Raw genomic sequence first — 17,285 nt, forward strand, 5'->3', positions numbered from 1 at the left:
TCTCGCTCTAGCTCGTTGACCGCTCAGTTGAAGAAGCGCTGGCCGCTCTTGGCCATTTCACGCAGCTTGGCGGTCGGGTGGTACAGCGGCCCCAGGTCGGCGTATTGATCGGCCAGGGCAACGAATTCGGCGACACCGATCGAGTCGATGTAGCGCAGCGCACCACCGCGGAAGGGAGGGAAACCAATGCCATAGACCAGGCCCATGTCGGCCTCGGCGGCGGTTTCGACGATGCCGTCTTCCAGGCAGCGCACGGTCTCCAGGCACAGCGGCACCATCATCCAGTTGATGATGTCTTCGTCGGTGACTTCACGCTGCTCGAACACGATGGGCTTGAGCACATCGAGCACGGCGGCGTCGAAGACTTTCTTCGGCTTGCCGCGCTTGTCGGTTTCGTAGGCGTAGAAGCCCTTGCCGTTCTTCTGGCCCAGGCGGTTGGCCTCGTACAGCGCGTCGACGGCCGAGCGGCGCTCGTCCTTCATGCGGTCGGGGAAGCCTTCGGCCATCACATCACGGCCGTGGTGGCCGGTGTCGATGCCGACCACGTCCATCAGGTAGGCCGGGCCCATCGGCCAGCCGAACTTCTCCATGACCTTGTCGATGCGCACGAAGTCGACACCGGCGCTGACCAGCTTGGCGAAGCCGCCGAAGTACGGGAACAGCACGCGGTTGACCAAAAAGCCCGGGCAGTCGTTGACCACGATCGGGTTCTTGCCCATTTTCTTGGCGTAGGCCACGGTGGTGGCGACCGCCACTTCACTGGACTTTTCGCCACGGATCACTTCCACCAGCGGCATCATGTGCACCGGGTTGAAGAAGTGCATGCCGACGAAGTTTTCCGGGCGTTTGAGTGCTTTTGCCAGCAGGTTGATGGAGATGGTCGAGGTGTTGGAGGCAAGGATTGCATCTTCCTTCACCTGGCCTTCCACTTCGGCCAGCACGGCCTGCTTCACTTTCGGGTTCTCGACCACGGCTTCGACGACGATGTCGACATTGGCGAAATCGCCATAGGACAGGGTCGGACGGATCGCATTCAGCGCCTCGGCCATCTTGGCCGGGGTCAGGCGGCCCTTGTCTACGCGGTTGCCGAGCAGCTTGGAGGCCTCGTTCAGGCCCAGCTGGATGGCTTCCTCGCGGATATCCTTCATCAGGATCGGAGTGCCCTTGACCGCTGACTGGTAGGCAATGCCGCCACCCATGATACCGGCGCCGAGCACGGCGGCCTGCTTCACATCGTGCGCGATCTCGTCATGCGCCTTGGCCTTGCGCTTGAGTTCCTGGTCGTTCAGGAACAGGCCGATCAGGCTTTCGGCAACCGAGGTCTTGGCCAGCTTGGCAAAGCCAGCGGCTTCGACTTCCAGGGCCTTGTCGCGGCCGAAGTTGGCGGCTTTCTGGATGGTCTTGATGGCTTCGACCGGGGCCGGGTAGTTCGGGCCAGCCTGGCCGGCGACGAAGCCCTTGGCGGTCTCGAAGGCCATCATCTGCTCGATGGCATTGAGTTTGAGTTTTTCCAGCTTGGGCTGACGCTTGGCCTTGTAGTCCAGCTCGCCACTGATGGCGCGCTTGATCAGGTCCAGGGCACCGGCCTGCAGCAACTCAGGGGCGACCACGGCGTCGACGGCACCCACTTTCAGCGCGTCTTCGGCACGATTTTCCTTACCGGAGGCGATCCACTCGACAGCGTTGTCCGAACCGATCAGACGCGGCAGGCGCACGGTGCCGCCAAAGCCTGGGTAGATGCCCAGCTTGACTTCCGGCAGGCCGATCTTGGCGCTGGTGGACATGACCCGGTAGTCGGCGGCCAGGCACATTTCCAGACCGCCGCCCAGGGCGATACCGTTGATGGCAGCAACGGTCGGCACTTCGAGGTCTTCGAAGGCGCTGAAGATGCGGTTGGCTTCCAGGTTGCCGGCGACCAGTTCGGCCTCGGGCAGCTTGAAGTTGTCGACGAACTCGGTGATGTCGGCGCCGACGATGAACACGTCCTTGCCACTGCTGACGATCACGCCCTTGACCGAAGCGTCGGCCTGGATGGCATCGACGGCCTGGCGAAGCTCGTTCAGGGTCAGGCGGTTGAACTTGTTGACGGACTCACCCTTGAGGTCGAACTTGAGCTCGACGATGCCACTTTCAAGAGCCTTAACCGTGATGGCTTTACCTTCGTAAATCATCAACTGATCTCCACGATATGGAAGCTGAACAGTACACGCCGATCGCTGCAGCAGAAGCAGGCCTTGCTGCCCTGCCCCAGGCACACCCGTCAGCGCGCTAGTCGGAAGTATGGCTCGGCGTCATGACATACAAACGCTCAATTCATACGCCCGTTTGATTTGGGTGTGCACACATTCTCCGAAAAGATCGGCGTTGTCAAATGCTCACGAGCACGGCGAAAACGCGACTTTCCAGTCATTTTGTATCGTCTGGGTACAAAACATGATGACAGTGATCGCCGCCCATTCATGTCAGCGATTGACCACACTGAATTGCACAGTGCTGCAACTTTCGGCTTGCGCGGCAACCCGAGGCGGCTACACTGCCACCTGCTTGAGTGAATACCCGGCCTGCCTGGCCTTTTCTGCGACAGCAGAACGCAAAGCGGCGACCTGGCTCCCCACCCCTTCAGGGTTCTGCCAGGCCGCCGCTTTGTCGTTATGAACTGTCAGGACAAGGTTTCAAGGACGTAGGCAACATCCTGCAATACAGCCGTATCACCGCGCTCGGTCCAGTACAGGGCGATCATCCGTGCATCGGCCTCGACCTTGTAGGCGCTCGCCGGCAAGCGCGCCAAGGCCTCCATGAAGCGCGGATCTTCGCAGGGCTCGCGCCACTGGTTACACCACACCCCCGGGCTGACCTGCCAGAAGCTGAAGCTATCCTCATGCCCGCGACGCCGTGCCCTGTGGTATTGCGGGCAAGGGCTTGGTGGCTGCCTTTCCAGCCAGTGCGGCCACTGCTGCGGCGCCAGTTGCATGGCCATCCCCATGCGCCGAGCCTCCAGGCGCAGCTTCATCTGCTCGCTCTGCTTGCGCGAGCTGCGCAGCCAGGAAAGCGGGCTGAGAATCAGCGCAAGGATTGACACCACCAGCAATACCGTCATATCAGTAGTTCCCATAAAGCGTTGCAAATGAGCTGGTTAGCCATTTTTCACGGAAGACCCGCCCGAAAGCGACCATACTGCTTCTATCGCGATTGTCAGGAGTACGCTCATGCAATACGAACATTTGTTGGTCGCCGTCGACCTGACCGAAGAATGCGACCCGGTGATCAAGCGCGCCATGGCGCTGGCCAAGCCTTCAGGTGCCAAGGTTTCGCTGGTGCACATCGTCGAGCCGATGGCCATGGCATTCGGCGGTGACGTGCCGATGGACCTGTCGCAGCTGCAACAGCAGCAGTTTGACCAGGCCAAGGAGCGCATGGACCGCCTGTTCAACAAATACCCCGACATCCAGCGCGGCGACTCGCACCTGACCTACGGCCAACCGCGCCAGGAAATCCACCAGCTGGCCAAGGACCAGAAATGCGACCTGATCGTGGTCGGCAGCCACGGCCGCCATGGCCTGGCGTTGCTGCTAGGCTCTACGGCCAATGACGTGCTGCATGGGGCGCCGTGCGATGTACTGGCGGTGCGGTTGCAGAAGAAGGAATGAATTGACCTGTACCGGCCTCTTCGCGGGACAAGCCCGCTCCCACAGATACCCCACATTCCTCAAGGCCTGTGGTGTACCTGTGGGAGCGGGCTTGTCCCGCGAAGAGGCCGGTACAGGTTAAAAGCCAATCAGCCTTCCAGCTCGGCCCAGCGCTCTACCAAGGCATCCAGCTCGCCCTGCAGCTTCTCGATCTTCGCCAACACCGCCGAAGTCTCAGCAATCGGACGCTGGTAGAAACCCGCCGCACTTACTTCTTCCTGAGCCTCAGCCATGCGCTGCTCAACCTGGTCGATCTGCCCTGGCAGCATCTCCAGCTCACGCTGCAGCTTGTAGCTGAGCTTCTTCTTCGAACCCTCTTCGGCCACCGGTGCAGCCACTGGCGCAGGTTCAGCCTCGACCTTTTCCACCACCGCGCTGTTGAGCGCAGACTTGCCACCCTTGCTCTCGGTCACGCCCAGCAGCTTCGGCGAGCCACCCTGGCGAATCCAGTCCTCGTAGCCACCCACGTATTCACGCACCTTACCCTCGCCTTCGAACACCAGCGTGCTGGTGACGACGTTGTCGAGGAAGGCCCGGTCGTGGCTGACCATCAGCACGGTGCCCTTGTAGTTGGCCAGCACCTCTTCGAGCAGCTCGAGGGTTTCCACATCCAGGTCGTTGGTCGGTTCGTCGAGTACCAACAGGTTGGCCGGCTTGCTGAACAACTTGGCCAGCAGCAGGCGCGCGCGTTCGCCACCCGACAGTGCCTTGACCGGCGTGCGGGCACGCTGAGGGCTGAACAGGAAGTCGCCCAGGTAGCTCAACACGTGGCGGTTCTGGCCGTCGATCTCGATGAAGTCCCGGCCTTCGGCCAGGTTGTCGATCACAGTCTTTTCCAGCTCAAGCTGGTGACGCATCTGGTCGAAGTAGGCGACTTCCAGCTTGGTGCCGCGCTCGACCTTGCCCGAAGTGGGCTCCAGGCCGCCGAGCATCAGCTTGAGCAAAGTGGTCTTGCCGGTACCGTTGGCGCCCAGCAGGCCGATACGGTCCTGGCGCTGCAGGACCATGGAAAAGTCCTTGACCAGCATCGGCCCTTCGGCGTGATGGAAACTGACATTTTCCAGCACCATTACCTGCTTGCCGGACTTGTCTGCCGCTTCGATCTGGATGTTGGCCTTGCCCTGGCGCTCGCGGCGCTCGCCACGCTCCACGCGCAAGGCTTTCAGCGCACGCACGCGGCCTTCGTTACGGGTGCGTCGGGCCTTAATGCCTTGGCGAATCCACACTTCTTCCTGGGCCAGGCGCTTGTCGAACAGCGCGTTGGCAGTTTCTTCGGCGGCCAGTGCGGCCTCCTTGTGCACCAGGAAACTGGCGTAGTCACCGTTCCAGTCAATCAGGCCGCCGCGGTCCAGTTCAAGAATGCGGGTGGCCAGGTTCTGCAGGAAGGACCGGTCGTGAGTGATGAACAACACCGCACCGTTGAAGCTGCGCAGAGCCTCTTCAAGCCAGGCAATGGCACCGATGTCCAGGTGGTTGGTCGGTTCGTCGAGCAGCAGCAGGTCGGGCTCGGACACCAGTGCCTGGGCCAGCAGCACACGGCGGCGCCAGCCACCGGACAGTTCGGCCAGGGTCTTGTCGGCCGGCAACTGCAGGCGGCTCAGGGTGCTCTCCACCACTTGCTGCAGGCGCCAGCCATCACGGGCTTCCAGCTCGTGCTGGACGTGCATGAGTTTTTCCAGGTCTTCGTCGTTCTGGATATTCATGCTCAGGTGATGGAACTGCGCCAACAGCTCGCCTACGCCATCCAGGCCTGCGGCCACGACATCGAACACCGTGCGCTCGTCGGCCACCGGCAGTTCCTGCGGCAGCTCGCCGATCTTCAGGCCAGGGGCACGCCAGACTTCGCCGTCGTCACCCTTCTGCTCGCCCTTGACCAAGCGCAGCATGCTGGATTTGCCAGTGCCGTTGCGGCCGATGATGCACACCCGCTCACCACGAGCGATCTGCCAGGACACTTTGTCCAGCAGCGGCATGGCGCCGAATGCGAGGGACACATCGCTGAATTTGAGCAGGGTCATGTTGGTCTCCATAAATCGGGCGCGCATTCTACCTGACTTGGCCCTCGACAGCATCCGCCTCGCCACCTGACGAGGGCTTTGCGACATCTGGTCGAAGTTAATATCCCGATACAAGCACAGTGCTTTCACCCGCCGCCGGCAAACAGCTAAGCTAAGGCAATTGCTTCCAACAGTGCTGGCTCCGCCGTCACTTCCCCATGGTTCAACTGCCCGGACGTATCATGCGCAGCCGCCTGTTACATATTGCATCCTGCCTGCTGCTCACCGCTGCCACCTGCGCAGCGCAGGCTACAGACCTCACCCTGCAACGCCAGTACTACGACGAGGCCAAACGCGCGCTGGCCAAGGGCGACAAAGGCCCTTACCTGCGTTATGCCCAAGCCCTGAGCGACTACCCGCTGACACCCTACCTGGCCTACGACGAGCTTACCGCCCGCCTCAAAAGCGCCAGCAACCAGGAAATCGAAGGCTTTCTTGCCAAGCATGGCGACCTGCCCCAGGCCAACTGGATGAAACTGCGCTGGCTACGCTGGCTGGCTGAACGCGGCGAGTGGGACACCTTCGTCAAATATTACGACCCCAAGCTCAACTTCACTGAACTGGACTGCCTCAACGGCCAGTATCAGCTCAGCCACAGCCTGCGCGCCGAGGGCTACGCAACAGCCGACAAACTGTGGAACGTCGGCAAGTCGCAGCCTGCCGCCTGCGACACGCTGTTCGGCATGTGGGCGGCCGAAGGCCAGCTGACCGAGGCCAAGCGCTGGGAACGTACCAAGCTGGCAGCGCAGACGCGCAACTACGCCCTGGCCAACAACCTGGTCAAGACGCTGACCACGCTGGGCCCACAGGGGCGCCTGCTGGTCGACGTGGCGCAAAAGCCTGAAATGCTCAACCAGCCGTCGCGCTTCACCCCGGCCAACGAGGCCATGTCGGATGTGGTCAGCCTCGGCCTGCGCCGCCTGGCTCGCCAGGACCCGGAGCGGGCCATGGCGCTGCTCGACGATTACGCACAGCGCATGCACTTTTCCCGCGACGAAAAGGTGGCCATCGCCCGCGAAATCGGCCTGACCCTGGCACGCCGCTACGACCCGCGCGCGCTCGACCTGATGACCCGCTACGACCCTGAGTTGCGCGACAACACCGTCAGCGAATGGCGCCTGCGCCTGCTGCTGCGCCTGGGCCGCTGGGAAGACGCCTACGAGCTGACCAAGCGCCTGCCACAGGACCTGGCTGGCAGCAGCCGCTGGAAATACTGGCAGGCACGCAGCCTGGAGCTGGCTCAACCGAACAACCCGCAGATCCCGCTGCTGTACAAGACTGTGGCACGTGAACGCGACTTCTACGGCTTCCTCGCCGCCGACCGGGCGCAGACACCGTACCAATTGAACAACAAGCCGTTGCTGCTGAGCCCGCAACTGGTCAAGAAAGTCCGTAACACGCCCGGCATCCAGCGGGCACTGGAATTCCACGCACGTGGCCAGATCGTCGAGGGACGCCGCGAGTGGTACCACGTCAGCCGCCACTTCACCCGCGACGAAATGGTTGCCCAGGCCCGCCTGGGCTATGAGCTGCGCTGGTACTTCCCGGCCATCCGCACCATCAGCCAGGCGCAATACTGGGACGACCTGGACATCCGCTTCCCGATGGCCCATCGCGACACCCTGGTGCGCGAAGCCAAGGTCCGCGGCCTGCATTCGAGCTGGGTATTCGCCATCACCCGCCAGGAAAGTGCATTCATGGAAGATGCACGCTCGCCGGTAGGCGCCAGCGGCCTGATGCAACTGATGCCGGCCACGGCCAAAGAGACTGCGCGCAAGTTCAGCATCCCGCTGGCATCACCGGCGCAGGTGCTGAACCCGGACAAGAACATCCAGCTGGGCGCGGCCTACCTGAGCCAGGTGCACAGCCAGTTCAACGGTAACCGGGTGCTGGCCTCGGCCGCCTACAACGCCGGACCCGGGCGCGTGCGCCAGTGGCTCAAAGGCGCCAAGCACCTGAGCTTTGATGTGTGGGTGGAATCGATCCCGTTCGACGAAACGCGTCAGTATGTGCAGAACGTGTTGTCTTACTCGGTGATCTACGGGCAGAAGCTGAATGCGCCACAGCCGCTGGTGGACTGGCATGAGCGGTATTTTGATGACATGTAAGGTTTGCTGAATCTGTACCGGCCCTATCGCCGGCAAGCCAGCTCCCACAGGTAACGCACAAGTCTTCGAACCTGTGATGAACCTGTGGGAGCTGGCTTGCCGGCGATAGGGCCGGTTCAGGCAACACATTCACTCCAGGACTTCCACCTTCATCCCCACCTCAAGCCATCCATCCCCATCCACCGCCAGGTTCTGCCCAAACAGCACATCCCCCTCCTTCTCGCGAAAGGTCTTGAGCGTAACCATCGGCTCGCGGTCCGCACTGCGCCCCCCGGTAGCCGGGTCAATCGTGGTAAAGATGCACCGCACACTAGGCTTGAGCACGCGGAATTCCAAGCTGCCGATGCGAATCCGCTTCCAGCCATCCTCGGCAAACGGCTCTGCCCCCTGCACCACCAGATTGGGCCGAAAGCGCAGCATCTCCATGGGCCGGCCGATACGCCGGTTAAGTTCGTCCAGCGAACCTTGCCCGATCAGCAACAAGGGGAAGCCATCCGGAAACGCCGCCCGATCACTGTTGTAGCCATAGCCATTTGGCAGGTAACGTGCGCGCTGCTCCGGGCAGTGCACCAGGCGTACGGCCTGGCCCAGCAGCTCGCTCAGCCAGGCCGCCACTTCATCGCCCGCATCAGGCACTCGCAACGTATCACGCCAGATCGTCACGTCACGCAGAGCGTCATCGGCAGCGGGCACAGCCACCCGCAACGGCGCCAGCCCGGGCGCCTGCAGCAGCAACTGCCCGTTGTCGTCATCGCCCGCCTGCAGCTGGCCAAGTTGCGGCCAGGCTCGCTGGGTCAGGAAGCGTCCATTTTCTTCCTCTACGACCATCCAGCGCCGGTCGCCCTGCAACCCCAACAACCCCACCCTTGATGCCTGCAGGCTTTGCGCCTGCCCCGACTTCACCGGGTATCGATACAGCTCACTAAGAAACATCCCTGCCGCCTCGCGCCTTGCCAAAAGCCAAGTTTATACCCGGCTGCCCCTGCGATCACGCAGGGGCGACATCCAGCAGCAGGCGTTGCTTGACCACATCGACCAACCGATCAGGCTGGAACTTGGACAGGAAGTTGTCGCAACCCACCTTCTTCACCATGGATTCGTTGAAACTGCCCGACAGCGAGGTGTGCAACACGACGTAGAGACGGCGCAGACGGGCATCGCTGCGAATCTCGGTGGTCAGCCGGTAGCCATCCATTTCCGGCATTTCGGCATCGGTGAACACCATAAGCAGCTTTTCACATACGTCCTCGCCCGCATCAGCCCAGCCCTTGAGCATGCGCAACGCCTTCAGGCCGTCACTGGCAACGTGCAGCTTCACGCCCAGCTGGGACAAGGTGTCGCGCAATTGCGCCAGGGCCACGCTGGAGTCATCCACCAGCAGCACCTCGCGGCCACGTGCGCGGGCCAGTACCGGGTCGGCAAGCTTCTCGCCGGAAACCCGGGCGTTGTACGGCACAATCTCAGCCAGCACCTTCTCCACATCGATCACCTCCACCAGCTTTTCATCGACCTTGGTGATGGCGGTCAGGTAGTGCTGGCGCCCGGCGCTGGCAGGCGGGGGCATGATCGACTCCCAGTTCATGTTGACGATACGGTCAACACCGCCCACCAGAAAGGCCTGTACCGAACGGTTGTACTCGGTGACGATGATGGTGCTGTCCGGCCCCGGCTGCAGCGGGCGCATGCCGATCGCCTGGGACAGGTCGATCACCGGCAGGGTCTGGCCGCGCAGGTTGACAACCCCGCAGACAAAGGCGTGGCGCTGGGGCATCAGGGTCAGCTTGGGCAGCTGCAGCACTTCCTGCACCTTGAACACGTTGATCGCGAACAGCTGGCGGCCAGCCAGGCGGAACATCAGGATTTCCAGGCGGTTCTCACCCACCAGTTGCGTGCGTTGGTCTACTGTGTCGAGAATGCCAGCCATTGGAAAGCCCCCAGGCTTGAGTCAAAAAAGTGAAAGCATCCACCCTGTATCGGCGGCTTCACGCACACCTTGACCCTTGCGGGGAAATGCCGTGAAGGCAATTGATATCACTTTACCATCATGCTTTACTGCGGGCATTACACGGTAAATCAGCCGGGCCGACAAAAGTTCCCCACCTTAGCCAGATATCAGGGAAACCCTTAGCGGCAATCGGGTGCAACCTGATGTTCGCGATATCCTTTAGCCATTAATGTGACGCCATTCTCAATGCATGAATGGAGTCAGGCTTTTGCTAGTTACCGTTTCGGCGTGCCCGCCCCCTGCGCTTGCCCTACGCGCGGGGACCTGATCATGGACACTGCCTTATCGTTCGATGACGCCCTGCAGGTTTTCCTGCTGGATGCCCAGGTATTGCTGACCAAGGCCCAGGAGTGCCTGCAGCATCTGGAATTGATCGACAATGATCCGGATGCCTGCAGTTGCCTGGACAACGCCCTTGATCACCTTGCCCGGCAGGCCACAGGCCTGGGCCTGCGTGAAGTTGCCCATTACACCAACGCCCTGCAACAAGTACTTGCCCCCGCCTGCCACGGCGGCTGCCTGCAGCGCGAAGCCCTGCCCGCACTAGGGGCCTGCCTTACCTTGCTCGCCTGGCAACTGGAGCTGGTAGACCCTCGTACCGGGCGGCTGAACCTGGACATCGGCGAACAATTGGTGTTGCTGAGCGACCTGGCCAAGGTCGTGCAACAACCCTTTGCAGCGGCCTGCGCTGCCTGCGACGAGCAAGGCAGCGCGTGCCTGCACTCGCACACCCCAGTGACAGCCGGCGCACGCACCGGCCGCTGGAGTTCAACGCATTAAACTGACACAAAGTGCAACTAAGCACGCTTATTCAAGCCCCGCCAAGGTCGAACTTGGAAAGTTCTGCACATGTTCGGGGGAGGCAAGTTGAGCCATTAACGCACTAGTTGCACGACAAGTGCGTAAATCGCGATCAAAAGGTGGCACTTTGCTACCCGCCAATGCCCGACCAGCAGGCGTTTCAAGGCGTTACCCAGCCGCGACCGTTACAGTGCGAAGTGGTAACATGCGCCCCCACAAACGCTTGCAACCTGAAAAAAGGTTGAATGAAAACGTGTTCAGAAAAACATCGAAAGTACTGCGCCGAAGCCTCTGAGCAGCACTGTGCAAGGCCCCCATAAGCAATATGTCAGTGGCTTCCCTACCTATGCTTCCACGCTTGAAGACTTCTTTGCGTTGCTGCTCCCGCGTTGGCCTGCTGCGTTGGGCGACAGTCGCGCTCTGCGTTACCTCGCTGATCGCCAACCTGATGCTTTACCTGGTCCATCAGGCAGTCCCCGCCAGCCTGCTGGTGCTGCAACTGGCCGCTACGCTAGGTACTGTCGTCTACCTGGGCCTGGGCGCCAGGTCGATCAGTCTGCGCCCTGCAGAACTGGCCGAGCGCATGCTTAAAGTCCAGGAAGATGAGCGCCAGCACTTGAGCCGGGAACTGCACGACGACATAGGCCAGTTGCTCACCGCCGCCAAGCTGCAACTGCAGTGGCTGCAACGGCGCATGCCCGATGAGCTGCAGGGCCACTGCAACAACCTGCGCAGCACACTGGACGACACCCTGGGCAACGTGCGCGATGTGTCTGCCCTGCTCAACCCTCGGCAATTAGCCAGCCTTGGCCTGGAAGCCAGCCTGCGCGCGCACCTGATGCGTACCCTGGCCAGCAGCAGTGTGCACTGGAGCCTGGCGTGCAACCAGCGCCTGGGCGGCATCGACGAGGCCGTGGCCATGGCGGTTTTTCGCATTACCCAGGAGGCCGTGACCAACATGCTGCGCCACGCCCAGGCAGGCAACCTGGTCATCCAGCTGCAGCGCACACCCGAGGGGCTGGCGTTGTCGATTCACGACGATGGCCGTGGTTTCGTCCCGGCACGGCACCCGGGCGAGGCTGGCCAGCGCGGCCTGGCCGGCATGCAGGAGCGGGTCACCGCCTTGCAGGGCAGCCTGGCCATCACAAGCCGGCTCGGCCTGGGCACGCGCATCGAGGCGCTGTTCCCGTGGCCTGCGCGCACCCAGCAGCGCGCCGGGAGTACCGCTACCCATGACCTGTAGACTGCTGCTAGTAGACGACCACTCGCTGATCCGTGCCGGTGTGCGCGCACTGGTCTGCGACATCCCCGGCTACGACGTGATCGGGGAAGCCGACGACGGCAGCCAGCTGCTCGAACAAGTGCGCGCGCTGGCGCCCGACATCGTCCTGCTGGACATCTCCATGCGTTCAACCAGCGGCCTGGACGCCCTCACCCAACTGCGTGCAAGCGGCAGCACCTGCAAGGTGTTGATCCTGTCGATGCACACCGACGCGGACCTGATCATGCGGGCCCTGGAAAGCGGCGCCCACGGCTACCTGCTCAAGGACACCAGTGCCACCGAACTGGAACACGCGCTGGGTGCTGTGCGCAACGGCGAACGCTACCTCAGCCCGGCCATTGCCCACACAGTCATCAACCAGGCACTACAGCACACCCGGCAAGGCAAGCAAGCGGCGGGCGAGCGGCATAACCTCACTGCGCGACAACTGGAGATCCTGCGCCTGATCGTGCGCGGCAAGTCCACCCGGGAAATCGCCACAGGCCTGGGCCTGTCTATCAAGACCGTGGAAACCCACCGCTCGCAAATCATGAAGCGCCTGCAGATTCATGATGTAGCCGGCCTCGTGCTGTTCGCTGTACGCGAGAAAATCATCAGCCTGGATGACTAAGCAGCGGCGAGCCGGCCGGCAGGTGCAAGCGTAACGCAGCAGGCTTGGCCTGAAAGCGCAGGTTGTCGGCCTGCAACGGCTCGCCATCGAGATTGATGTCCAGGCCCTGCGCACTCTTGATCTCGACCCAGGGCAACCTGGCGCGGACAAACAGGCCGTCACCGGCCAACAGGTCGCGCAGCGCCCCGACCATCTCTTGCGGCGCCGGCAGGATGGCAATGTCGAGCAAGCCGTCGTTCACTACCGCGTCGGGGCATAGCACCTGCCCGCCCCCCGCCTGCCGACCATTGCCGATGCCCAGTGCCAGCAAACTCCCCTGCCACTGGAAGTCAGGCCCCTGCAGCTCCACCGAGGCGGCCTGCAGTTCGCTGAAGCGCGACAAACCGGTGAACAGGTAAGCCGCAGCACCCAGCACTTTTTTAAGGTCTTCGGACGTGTTGGCGGTGACCTGGCTACCAAACCCACCCGTCGCCATGTTGAGGAACAACTGGTCGCCAGCCTGGCCCAGGTCGATAGCCTGCGCAGGTGAATTGAGCAGTGCCAGTGCCTCTGCTGGCTCCAATGGTATGCCCGCGGCTTTGGCAAAATCGTTGGCCGTGCCCAGCGGCAACAGTGCCAGGCTGGCCTCGGCATCCGCCAGCCCCATGGCCTCGGCCACATCTCGCAAAGTGCCGTCCCCACCCCCTGCGACAATATGGCTGTAGCCAGCGGCGAGCGCTTCGCCGACCAGGCGCTGAGCGTCACCCGCCTCCCAGGTAACACGTACATCCAACACCCAACCGGTATCACGCAGGTCGCACACGGCGGTGCGCAGCGCTTCATTCATCGCCTGCTTGCCATGCAGGATCAGCATTGCCTTACGCCCTTGCATCGCGCGTCTCCATGAAGTTGTCTGACCCAGATCTCGACCATGCCCGCTCCGGGATCGTTGCATAGCTGCAAAAAAATACCGAAGCCAGCGCGGTCTTTCTCCCACACCCGACAATGCGCGCTATGCTCAGAAAATGAACTTTTGACAAGTTTTTGACCCGGACGAACAAAAAAACCTGGGAAGTCAGCCTTTTGACTTCTGTTTGCCGGGCTTGAAACCCCAGCCATGGACGCGCCCCGGCAGTGGTGGTCAGCACACTGCCGATGGGCGCGTCTTTTCATCTGCGGCCTTTCGCGAGGATTCCGGGTCATGCGCATTCTCTGGACTCTGCCCTACCTACCCTGGCCGACCACCAGTGGCAGCAAGACCCGGCAATACCACCTGATACGCGCGTTGGCACAACAAGGCCATCGCATTACCCTGTTGGCGCAATCGAAAGTTCCCCTCTGCGATTCAGCCCGCGAAGCCTTGGAGCCATTGCTCGAACGCCTCATCGTAATGCCCCGTCGGCCACTGCACAGCCCGCTGAACCTGCTGGCTTCCCCCATCATCGACTACCCCATGCGGGCCATCATCAACGGCCTGTCCTCTTGCCTGCGGCACCGTTTCGAGCAATTGCTGGATGAACCCTGGGATGTGATTCAGATCGAGCACAGCTACAGTTTCCAACCGTTCGAAAAGGCCTTGCAGGCCCGCAAGCTGCCCTACATGCTCAGCGAACACACACTCGAGTCGGTGATGGGCGGTGCCTGCCACGACCGGCTGCCGCTGTGGCTGCGCCCACTCAACGCGTTCGACCGCTGGCGCTACCGGCGCTGGGAACAGCGGGTGCTATGCCAGCCCACGGAACTGGTGGCGGTCAGCGCCCACGATGCCGAGCTGATCGCACAAATCAGCGGGCGGCCGGTAAACGTAGTGGTCAATGGGGTGGATTGTGATTTCTACCAGCACGTGGAACCGGCGCTGCATAGCCAACGTCTGCTGTTCGTCGGCAACTTCGAATATGGCGCCAACCTGGAGGCCATCGAGTGGGCGCTGGAAGACATCATGCCCCAGGTGTGGATGAGCAACCCGGCAGTGCGCCTGGCGATCGCCGGGCATGCCCTGCCGCCCAGCTGGAAACTGCACTGGAACGACCCGCGCATCGAATGGTTCGGCTACCGCCCCGACCTGCGTGAATTGCAAAAGCGATCGGCGCTGTTCTTCGCGCCGCTGCGCTATGCCGGCGGCTCAAAGGTAAAAATCCTTGAGGCCATGGCCGCAGGGCTACCGGTGATCACCACCGGCAAAGGCGTATCGGGCCTGAGCGCAAACAACGGCGAGCACTATTTGGGCAGTGATGACGGCGACCAACTGGCCCTGCTGATCACACAACTGCTCAATCAGCCCTGGCGCATGAGCCAGTTGAGCGCTGCCGGGCGCCAGTTCGCCCGCCAGCGCCACGACTGGAGCGTGGCCGCTCAGCAACTGGAGAACGTGCACATGCGCCTGGCCCAGGCAGCGCCGGCCGAGGCCGCGCCGCTGGGCAGTGCCTGGCTGGGCCGCTCAGCCAAGTAGCTCGCTGAAGGGAATGAACGGCACGCTGTCGCCCTGTTTTGGCGTGCTTCCCTCACGCACTTCCACCAGCCCCTCGGCCCACGCCGCGCTACGCAGCACGCCAGAGCTCTGGTTTTTGTAGATACGCACCTGGCCGTGCTCGATGCGTGCACGCAAGTACTCGCGCCGCGTGCCGGGCTTGGGCCAGTCAAAGCCTGCCGGCATGTCGAAGCGCAGCGGCGTGACATCGGCCACGCCCTGGCGACGCAACAGATAGGGCCGGGTCAGCAGGCCAAAGGTCACCAGCGTAGAGGCCGGGTTACCCGGCAGACCAATCACTGGCACGCCCTGGAAGTGGCCGAAGGTGAGTGGTTTGCCTGGCTTTATCGCCAGCTTCCACAAGGCCAGCTCGCCAGCTTCGCGCAGCGCCGCCCCCAGGTAGTCAGCCTCGCCGACCGAGACACCGCCGGTAGACAGGATCAGGTCAACGTCGCCCAGCGAGGCCAGGCAGGCGCGGGTAAGCGCCAGGTCATCCGGCAAGATGCCTGCATCGACCACGTCGCAGCCCAGCCGCTGCAACCAGCTGACCAGCAGCCGGCGGTTGCTGTTGTAGATTTGCCCCGGCCCCAGTGGCAGGCCGGGCTCGACCAGTTCGTCCCCCGTGGACAGCACCGCCACCCGCACCTTGCGCACCACGTCCAGGCGGCCGTGGCCCAGGGTCGCCGCCAGGCCCAGTTCGATCGGCCCCAGCCGGGTGCCGGCGCTCATCACCTGCTCGCCCTTGCGGGTTTCCTGGCCTTGGGGGCGGATGTTCTGATCGGCATGCAAAAGTTCGAGGAAGCGCACCCGACCGTCGTCGAGCACTTCGGTGTTTTCCTGCATCTCGACGCAGTCGGCACCCTCAGGCACAGGCGCCCCGGTGAAAATGCGCGCGCAAGTTCCCGGCTGCAGCGGCTTCGGCGCATGGCCGGCGAAGATCCGCTGGCTAACCGGCAGTGGCTCGCCCTGCCAGTCAGCTTGGCGCAAGGCATAGCCATCCATGGCACTGTTGGGCCAAGGCGGCAGGTCGAGCGAGGCCACCAGGTCGGTGGCCAGCACGCGGCCCTCGGCCTCGGACAACGGCAGGTTTTCGGTGTCACGGATCGGCGCCGCTTCGGCCAGCGCCAGCAGTTGCTCCAAGGCTTGCTCTACCGGCATCAGTGGCCGGGCCTGGCTGGCCTCAGCCACGGCTGTCACAGGCCGCTGCCTGCTTCAGGTGCGGCACGAAGTTGCAGGGCCGATGGCGTGCATCGAGCTGCTCAGCCAGGATGCCGTCCCAACCCGTGCGCACTGCATTGGTCGAGCCCGGCAGGCAACACACCAATGTACCGTTGGCCAGCCCGGCCAAGGCGCGCGATTGCACGGTGGAGGTGCCGATGTCGGCCACGGAAATCTGCCGGAACAGCTCGCCAAAGCCTTCGACCTGCTTGTCCAGCAGGCAAGCCACCGCCTCGGGCGTGCTGTCACGGCCGGTAAAGCCGGTGCCGCCAGTGATCAGTACCACCTGCACAATGTCATCGGCAATCCAGGTGGCGACCTGGGCGCGGATCTTGTACAGGTCGTCCTTCAGCAGCACACGCTCGGCCAGACGGTGGCCGGCTGCGCTCAGGCGGTCGACGAACAACTGCCCGGAGGTATCGGTGTCGAAGGTGCGGGTGTCGCTGACCGTGAGCACAGCGATATTCAACGGCACGAAGGGGGTATCTGCCTTGGCTTTCATGGGTGTCCGTCACCAGAAAATGGATGCCCACCGTTATAACACAGCGCAACTTTGCCAGCGTTGTGCCCACGACCGTTGCCTTGGGTCAACCGGCCAGATTTGTCGCTATGCTGCACTTGAAAGGAACTTGCACTAACGCCCTGCGTCATAACTGTCATTCAGCACCATCGCAATTGGAGAACCACGATGATCAAACGGACCCTTCCCGCCTTCCTGCTTGCCCTGGGCCTGGGCGCCCTTGCCGGCTGTGCATCGCCGACCGTCATTACCCTGAACGATGGCCGCGAAATTCAGGCCACCGACACCCCGACGTTCGATGAAGACTCCGGCTTTTACGAATTCGAGCAACTGGACGGCAAGCGCACGCGCCTGAACAAAGACCAGATCCGTACCGTCAAAGAGCTCTGATCAGGCACCCGTTTTGGCAAAGGCCCGTTTAACCACATGGGCTTGTGGGCGAAAACGGGATGCACTAGGATTTTGTTCATCGGAGTGTAGCGCAGCCAGGTAGCGCGTCTCGTTCGGGACGAGAAGGCCGCAGGTTCGAATCCTGTCTCTCCGACCAAGTCC

Annotated in this window: 15 protein-coding genes and 1 tRNA gene; 8 read left to right on the forward strand and 8 right to left on the reverse strand. The window is 62.4% G+C overall.

What is annotated here, in order from left to right; translation table 11 throughout:
- Window positions 1-23: 23 nt before the first annotated feature.
- Complete coding sequence (fadB, locus tag P0Y58_21320; GenBank protein WEK29422.1) at window positions 24-2,171, reverse strand: fatty acid oxidation complex subunit alpha FadB; 2,148 nt, start codon at window positions 2,169-2,171, stop codon at window positions 24-26.
- Between the two features lie 488 nt (window positions 2,172-2,659).
- The gene (locus tag P0Y58_21325) at window positions 2,660-3,097 is read right to left on the reverse strand and encodes a hypothetical protein (protein ID WEK29423.1); all 438 of its coding nucleotides are present in this window, start codon (window positions 3,095-3,097) and stop codon (window positions 2,660-2,662) included.
- A 109-nt stretch (window positions 3,098-3,206) separates the two neighbouring features.
- Here P0Y58_21325 and P0Y58_21330 point away from each other — a divergent pair, with 109 nt between their 5' ends.
- On the forward strand, window positions 3,207-3,647 hold the full coding sequence (locus tag P0Y58_21330; GenBank protein WEK29424.1) for a universal stress protein: 441 nt from the start codon (window positions 3,207-3,209) through the stop codon (window positions 3,645-3,647).
- A 128-nt stretch (window positions 3,648-3,775) separates the two neighbouring features.
- Here P0Y58_21330 and P0Y58_21335 read toward each other — a convergent pair whose 3' ends face one another.
- On the reverse strand, window positions 3,776-5,704 hold the full coding sequence (locus P0Y58_21335; protein ID WEK29425.1) for an ATP-binding cassette domain-containing protein: 1,929 nt from the start codon (window positions 5,702-5,704) through the stop codon (window positions 3,776-3,778).
- 221 nt (window positions 5,705-5,925) lie between these two features.
- Between P0Y58_21335 and P0Y58_21340 the strand changes: the two genes are divergently transcribed.
- Window positions 5,926-7,851, forward strand: coding sequence for a transglycosylase SLT domain-containing protein (locus P0Y58_21340; protein WEK29426.1), 1,926 nt, complete (start codon window positions 5,926-5,928; stop codon window positions 7,849-7,851).
- A 129-nt stretch (window positions 7,852-7,980) separates the two neighbouring features.
- On the opposite strand, the gene P0Y58_21345 is transcribed toward P0Y58_21340, so the two are convergent.
- Complete coding sequence (locus tag P0Y58_21345) at window positions 7,981-8,784, reverse strand: MOSC domain-containing protein (protein ID WEK29427.1); 804 nt, start codon at window positions 8,782-8,784, stop codon at window positions 7,981-7,983.
- 55 nt (window positions 8,785-8,839) lie between these two features.
- Window positions 8,840-9,775: a chemotaxis protein CheV gene (locus P0Y58_21350; GenBank protein ID WEK29428.1), complete on the reverse strand. Its 936-nt coding sequence runs from the start codon at window positions 9,773-9,775 to the stop codon at window positions 8,840-8,842.
- A 351-nt stretch (window positions 9,776-10,126) separates the two neighbouring features.
- Here P0Y58_21350 and P0Y58_21355 point away from each other — a divergent pair, with 351 nt between their 5' ends.
- The 3 genes from P0Y58_21355 to P0Y58_21365 all read left to right on the forward strand — a co-directional run bounded on the left by P0Y58_21355 (window position 10,127) and on the right by P0Y58_21365 (window position 12,549).
- A complete protein-coding gene (locus tag P0Y58_21355; protein ID WEK29429.1) occupies window positions 10,127-10,636 on the forward strand; it encodes a histidine kinase in 510 nt (169 codons plus the stop codon).
- Window positions 10,637-11,003: 367 nt separating this feature from the next.
- A complete protein-coding gene (locus tag P0Y58_21360) occupies window positions 11,004-11,900 on the forward strand; it encodes a histidine kinase (GenBank protein WEK29430.1) in 897 nt (298 codons plus the stop codon).
- Window positions 11,890-12,549, forward strand: coding sequence for a response regulator transcription factor (locus P0Y58_21365; protein WEK29431.1), 660 nt, complete (start codon window positions 11,890-11,892; stop codon window positions 12,547-12,549). Before P0Y58_21360 ends, P0Y58_21365 begins: the two co-directional genes overlap by 11 nt.
- On the opposite strand, the gene yegS is transcribed toward P0Y58_21365, so the two are convergent.
- Window positions 12,533-13,420: a lipid kinase YegS gene (gene yegS, locus P0Y58_21370; GenBank protein ID WEK29432.1), complete on the reverse strand. Its 888-nt coding sequence runs from the start codon at window positions 13,418-13,420 to the stop codon at window positions 12,533-12,535. The two genes, P0Y58_21365 and yegS, sit on opposite strands and share 17 nt — an antisense overlap.
- Before the next feature lie 309 nt (window positions 13,421-13,729).
- On the opposite strand from yegS, the gene P0Y58_21375 reads away from it, so the two are divergent.
- A complete protein-coding gene (locus P0Y58_21375) occupies window positions 13,730-14,977 on the forward strand; it encodes a glycosyltransferase family 4 protein (GenBank protein ID WEK29433.1) in 1,248 nt (415 codons plus the stop codon).
- Here P0Y58_21375 and P0Y58_21380 read toward each other — a convergent pair.
- Window positions 14,966-16,192 (reverse strand): molybdopterin molybdotransferase MoeA, encoded by a 1,227-nt coding sequence (locus tag P0Y58_21380; GenBank protein ID WEK29434.1) that lies wholly within the window; start codon window positions 16,190-16,192, stop codon window positions 14,966-14,968. The genes P0Y58_21375 and P0Y58_21380 overlap by 12 nt on opposite strands.
- Complete coding sequence (gene moaB / locus P0Y58_21385; GenBank protein ID WEK29435.1) at window positions 16,176-16,715, reverse strand: molybdenum cofactor biosynthesis protein B; 540 nt, start codon at window positions 16,713-16,715, stop codon at window positions 16,176-16,178. Before moaB ends, P0Y58_21380 begins: the two co-directional genes overlap by 17 nt.
- A gap of 186 nt (window positions 16,716-16,901) precedes the next feature.
- Here moaB and P0Y58_21390 point away from each other — a divergent pair, with 186 nt between their 5' ends.
- Window positions 16,902-17,123 (forward strand): YgdI/YgdR family lipoprotein, encoded by a 222-nt coding sequence (locus tag P0Y58_21390; GenBank protein ID WEK29436.1) that lies wholly within the window; start codon window positions 16,902-16,904, stop codon window positions 17,121-17,123.
- A gap of 80 nt (window positions 17,124-17,203) precedes the next feature.
- Window positions 17,204-17,280, forward strand: a tRNA-Pro gene (locus P0Y58_21395).
- The last annotated feature ends 5 nt before the right edge of the window (window positions 17,281-17,285 follow it).

This window comes from Candidatus Pseudomonas phytovorans (genome assembly GCA_029202525.1).
Lineage (GTDB): Bacteria > Pseudomonadota > Gammaproteobacteria > Pseudomonadales > Pseudomonadaceae > Aquipseudomonas > Aquipseudomonas phytovorans.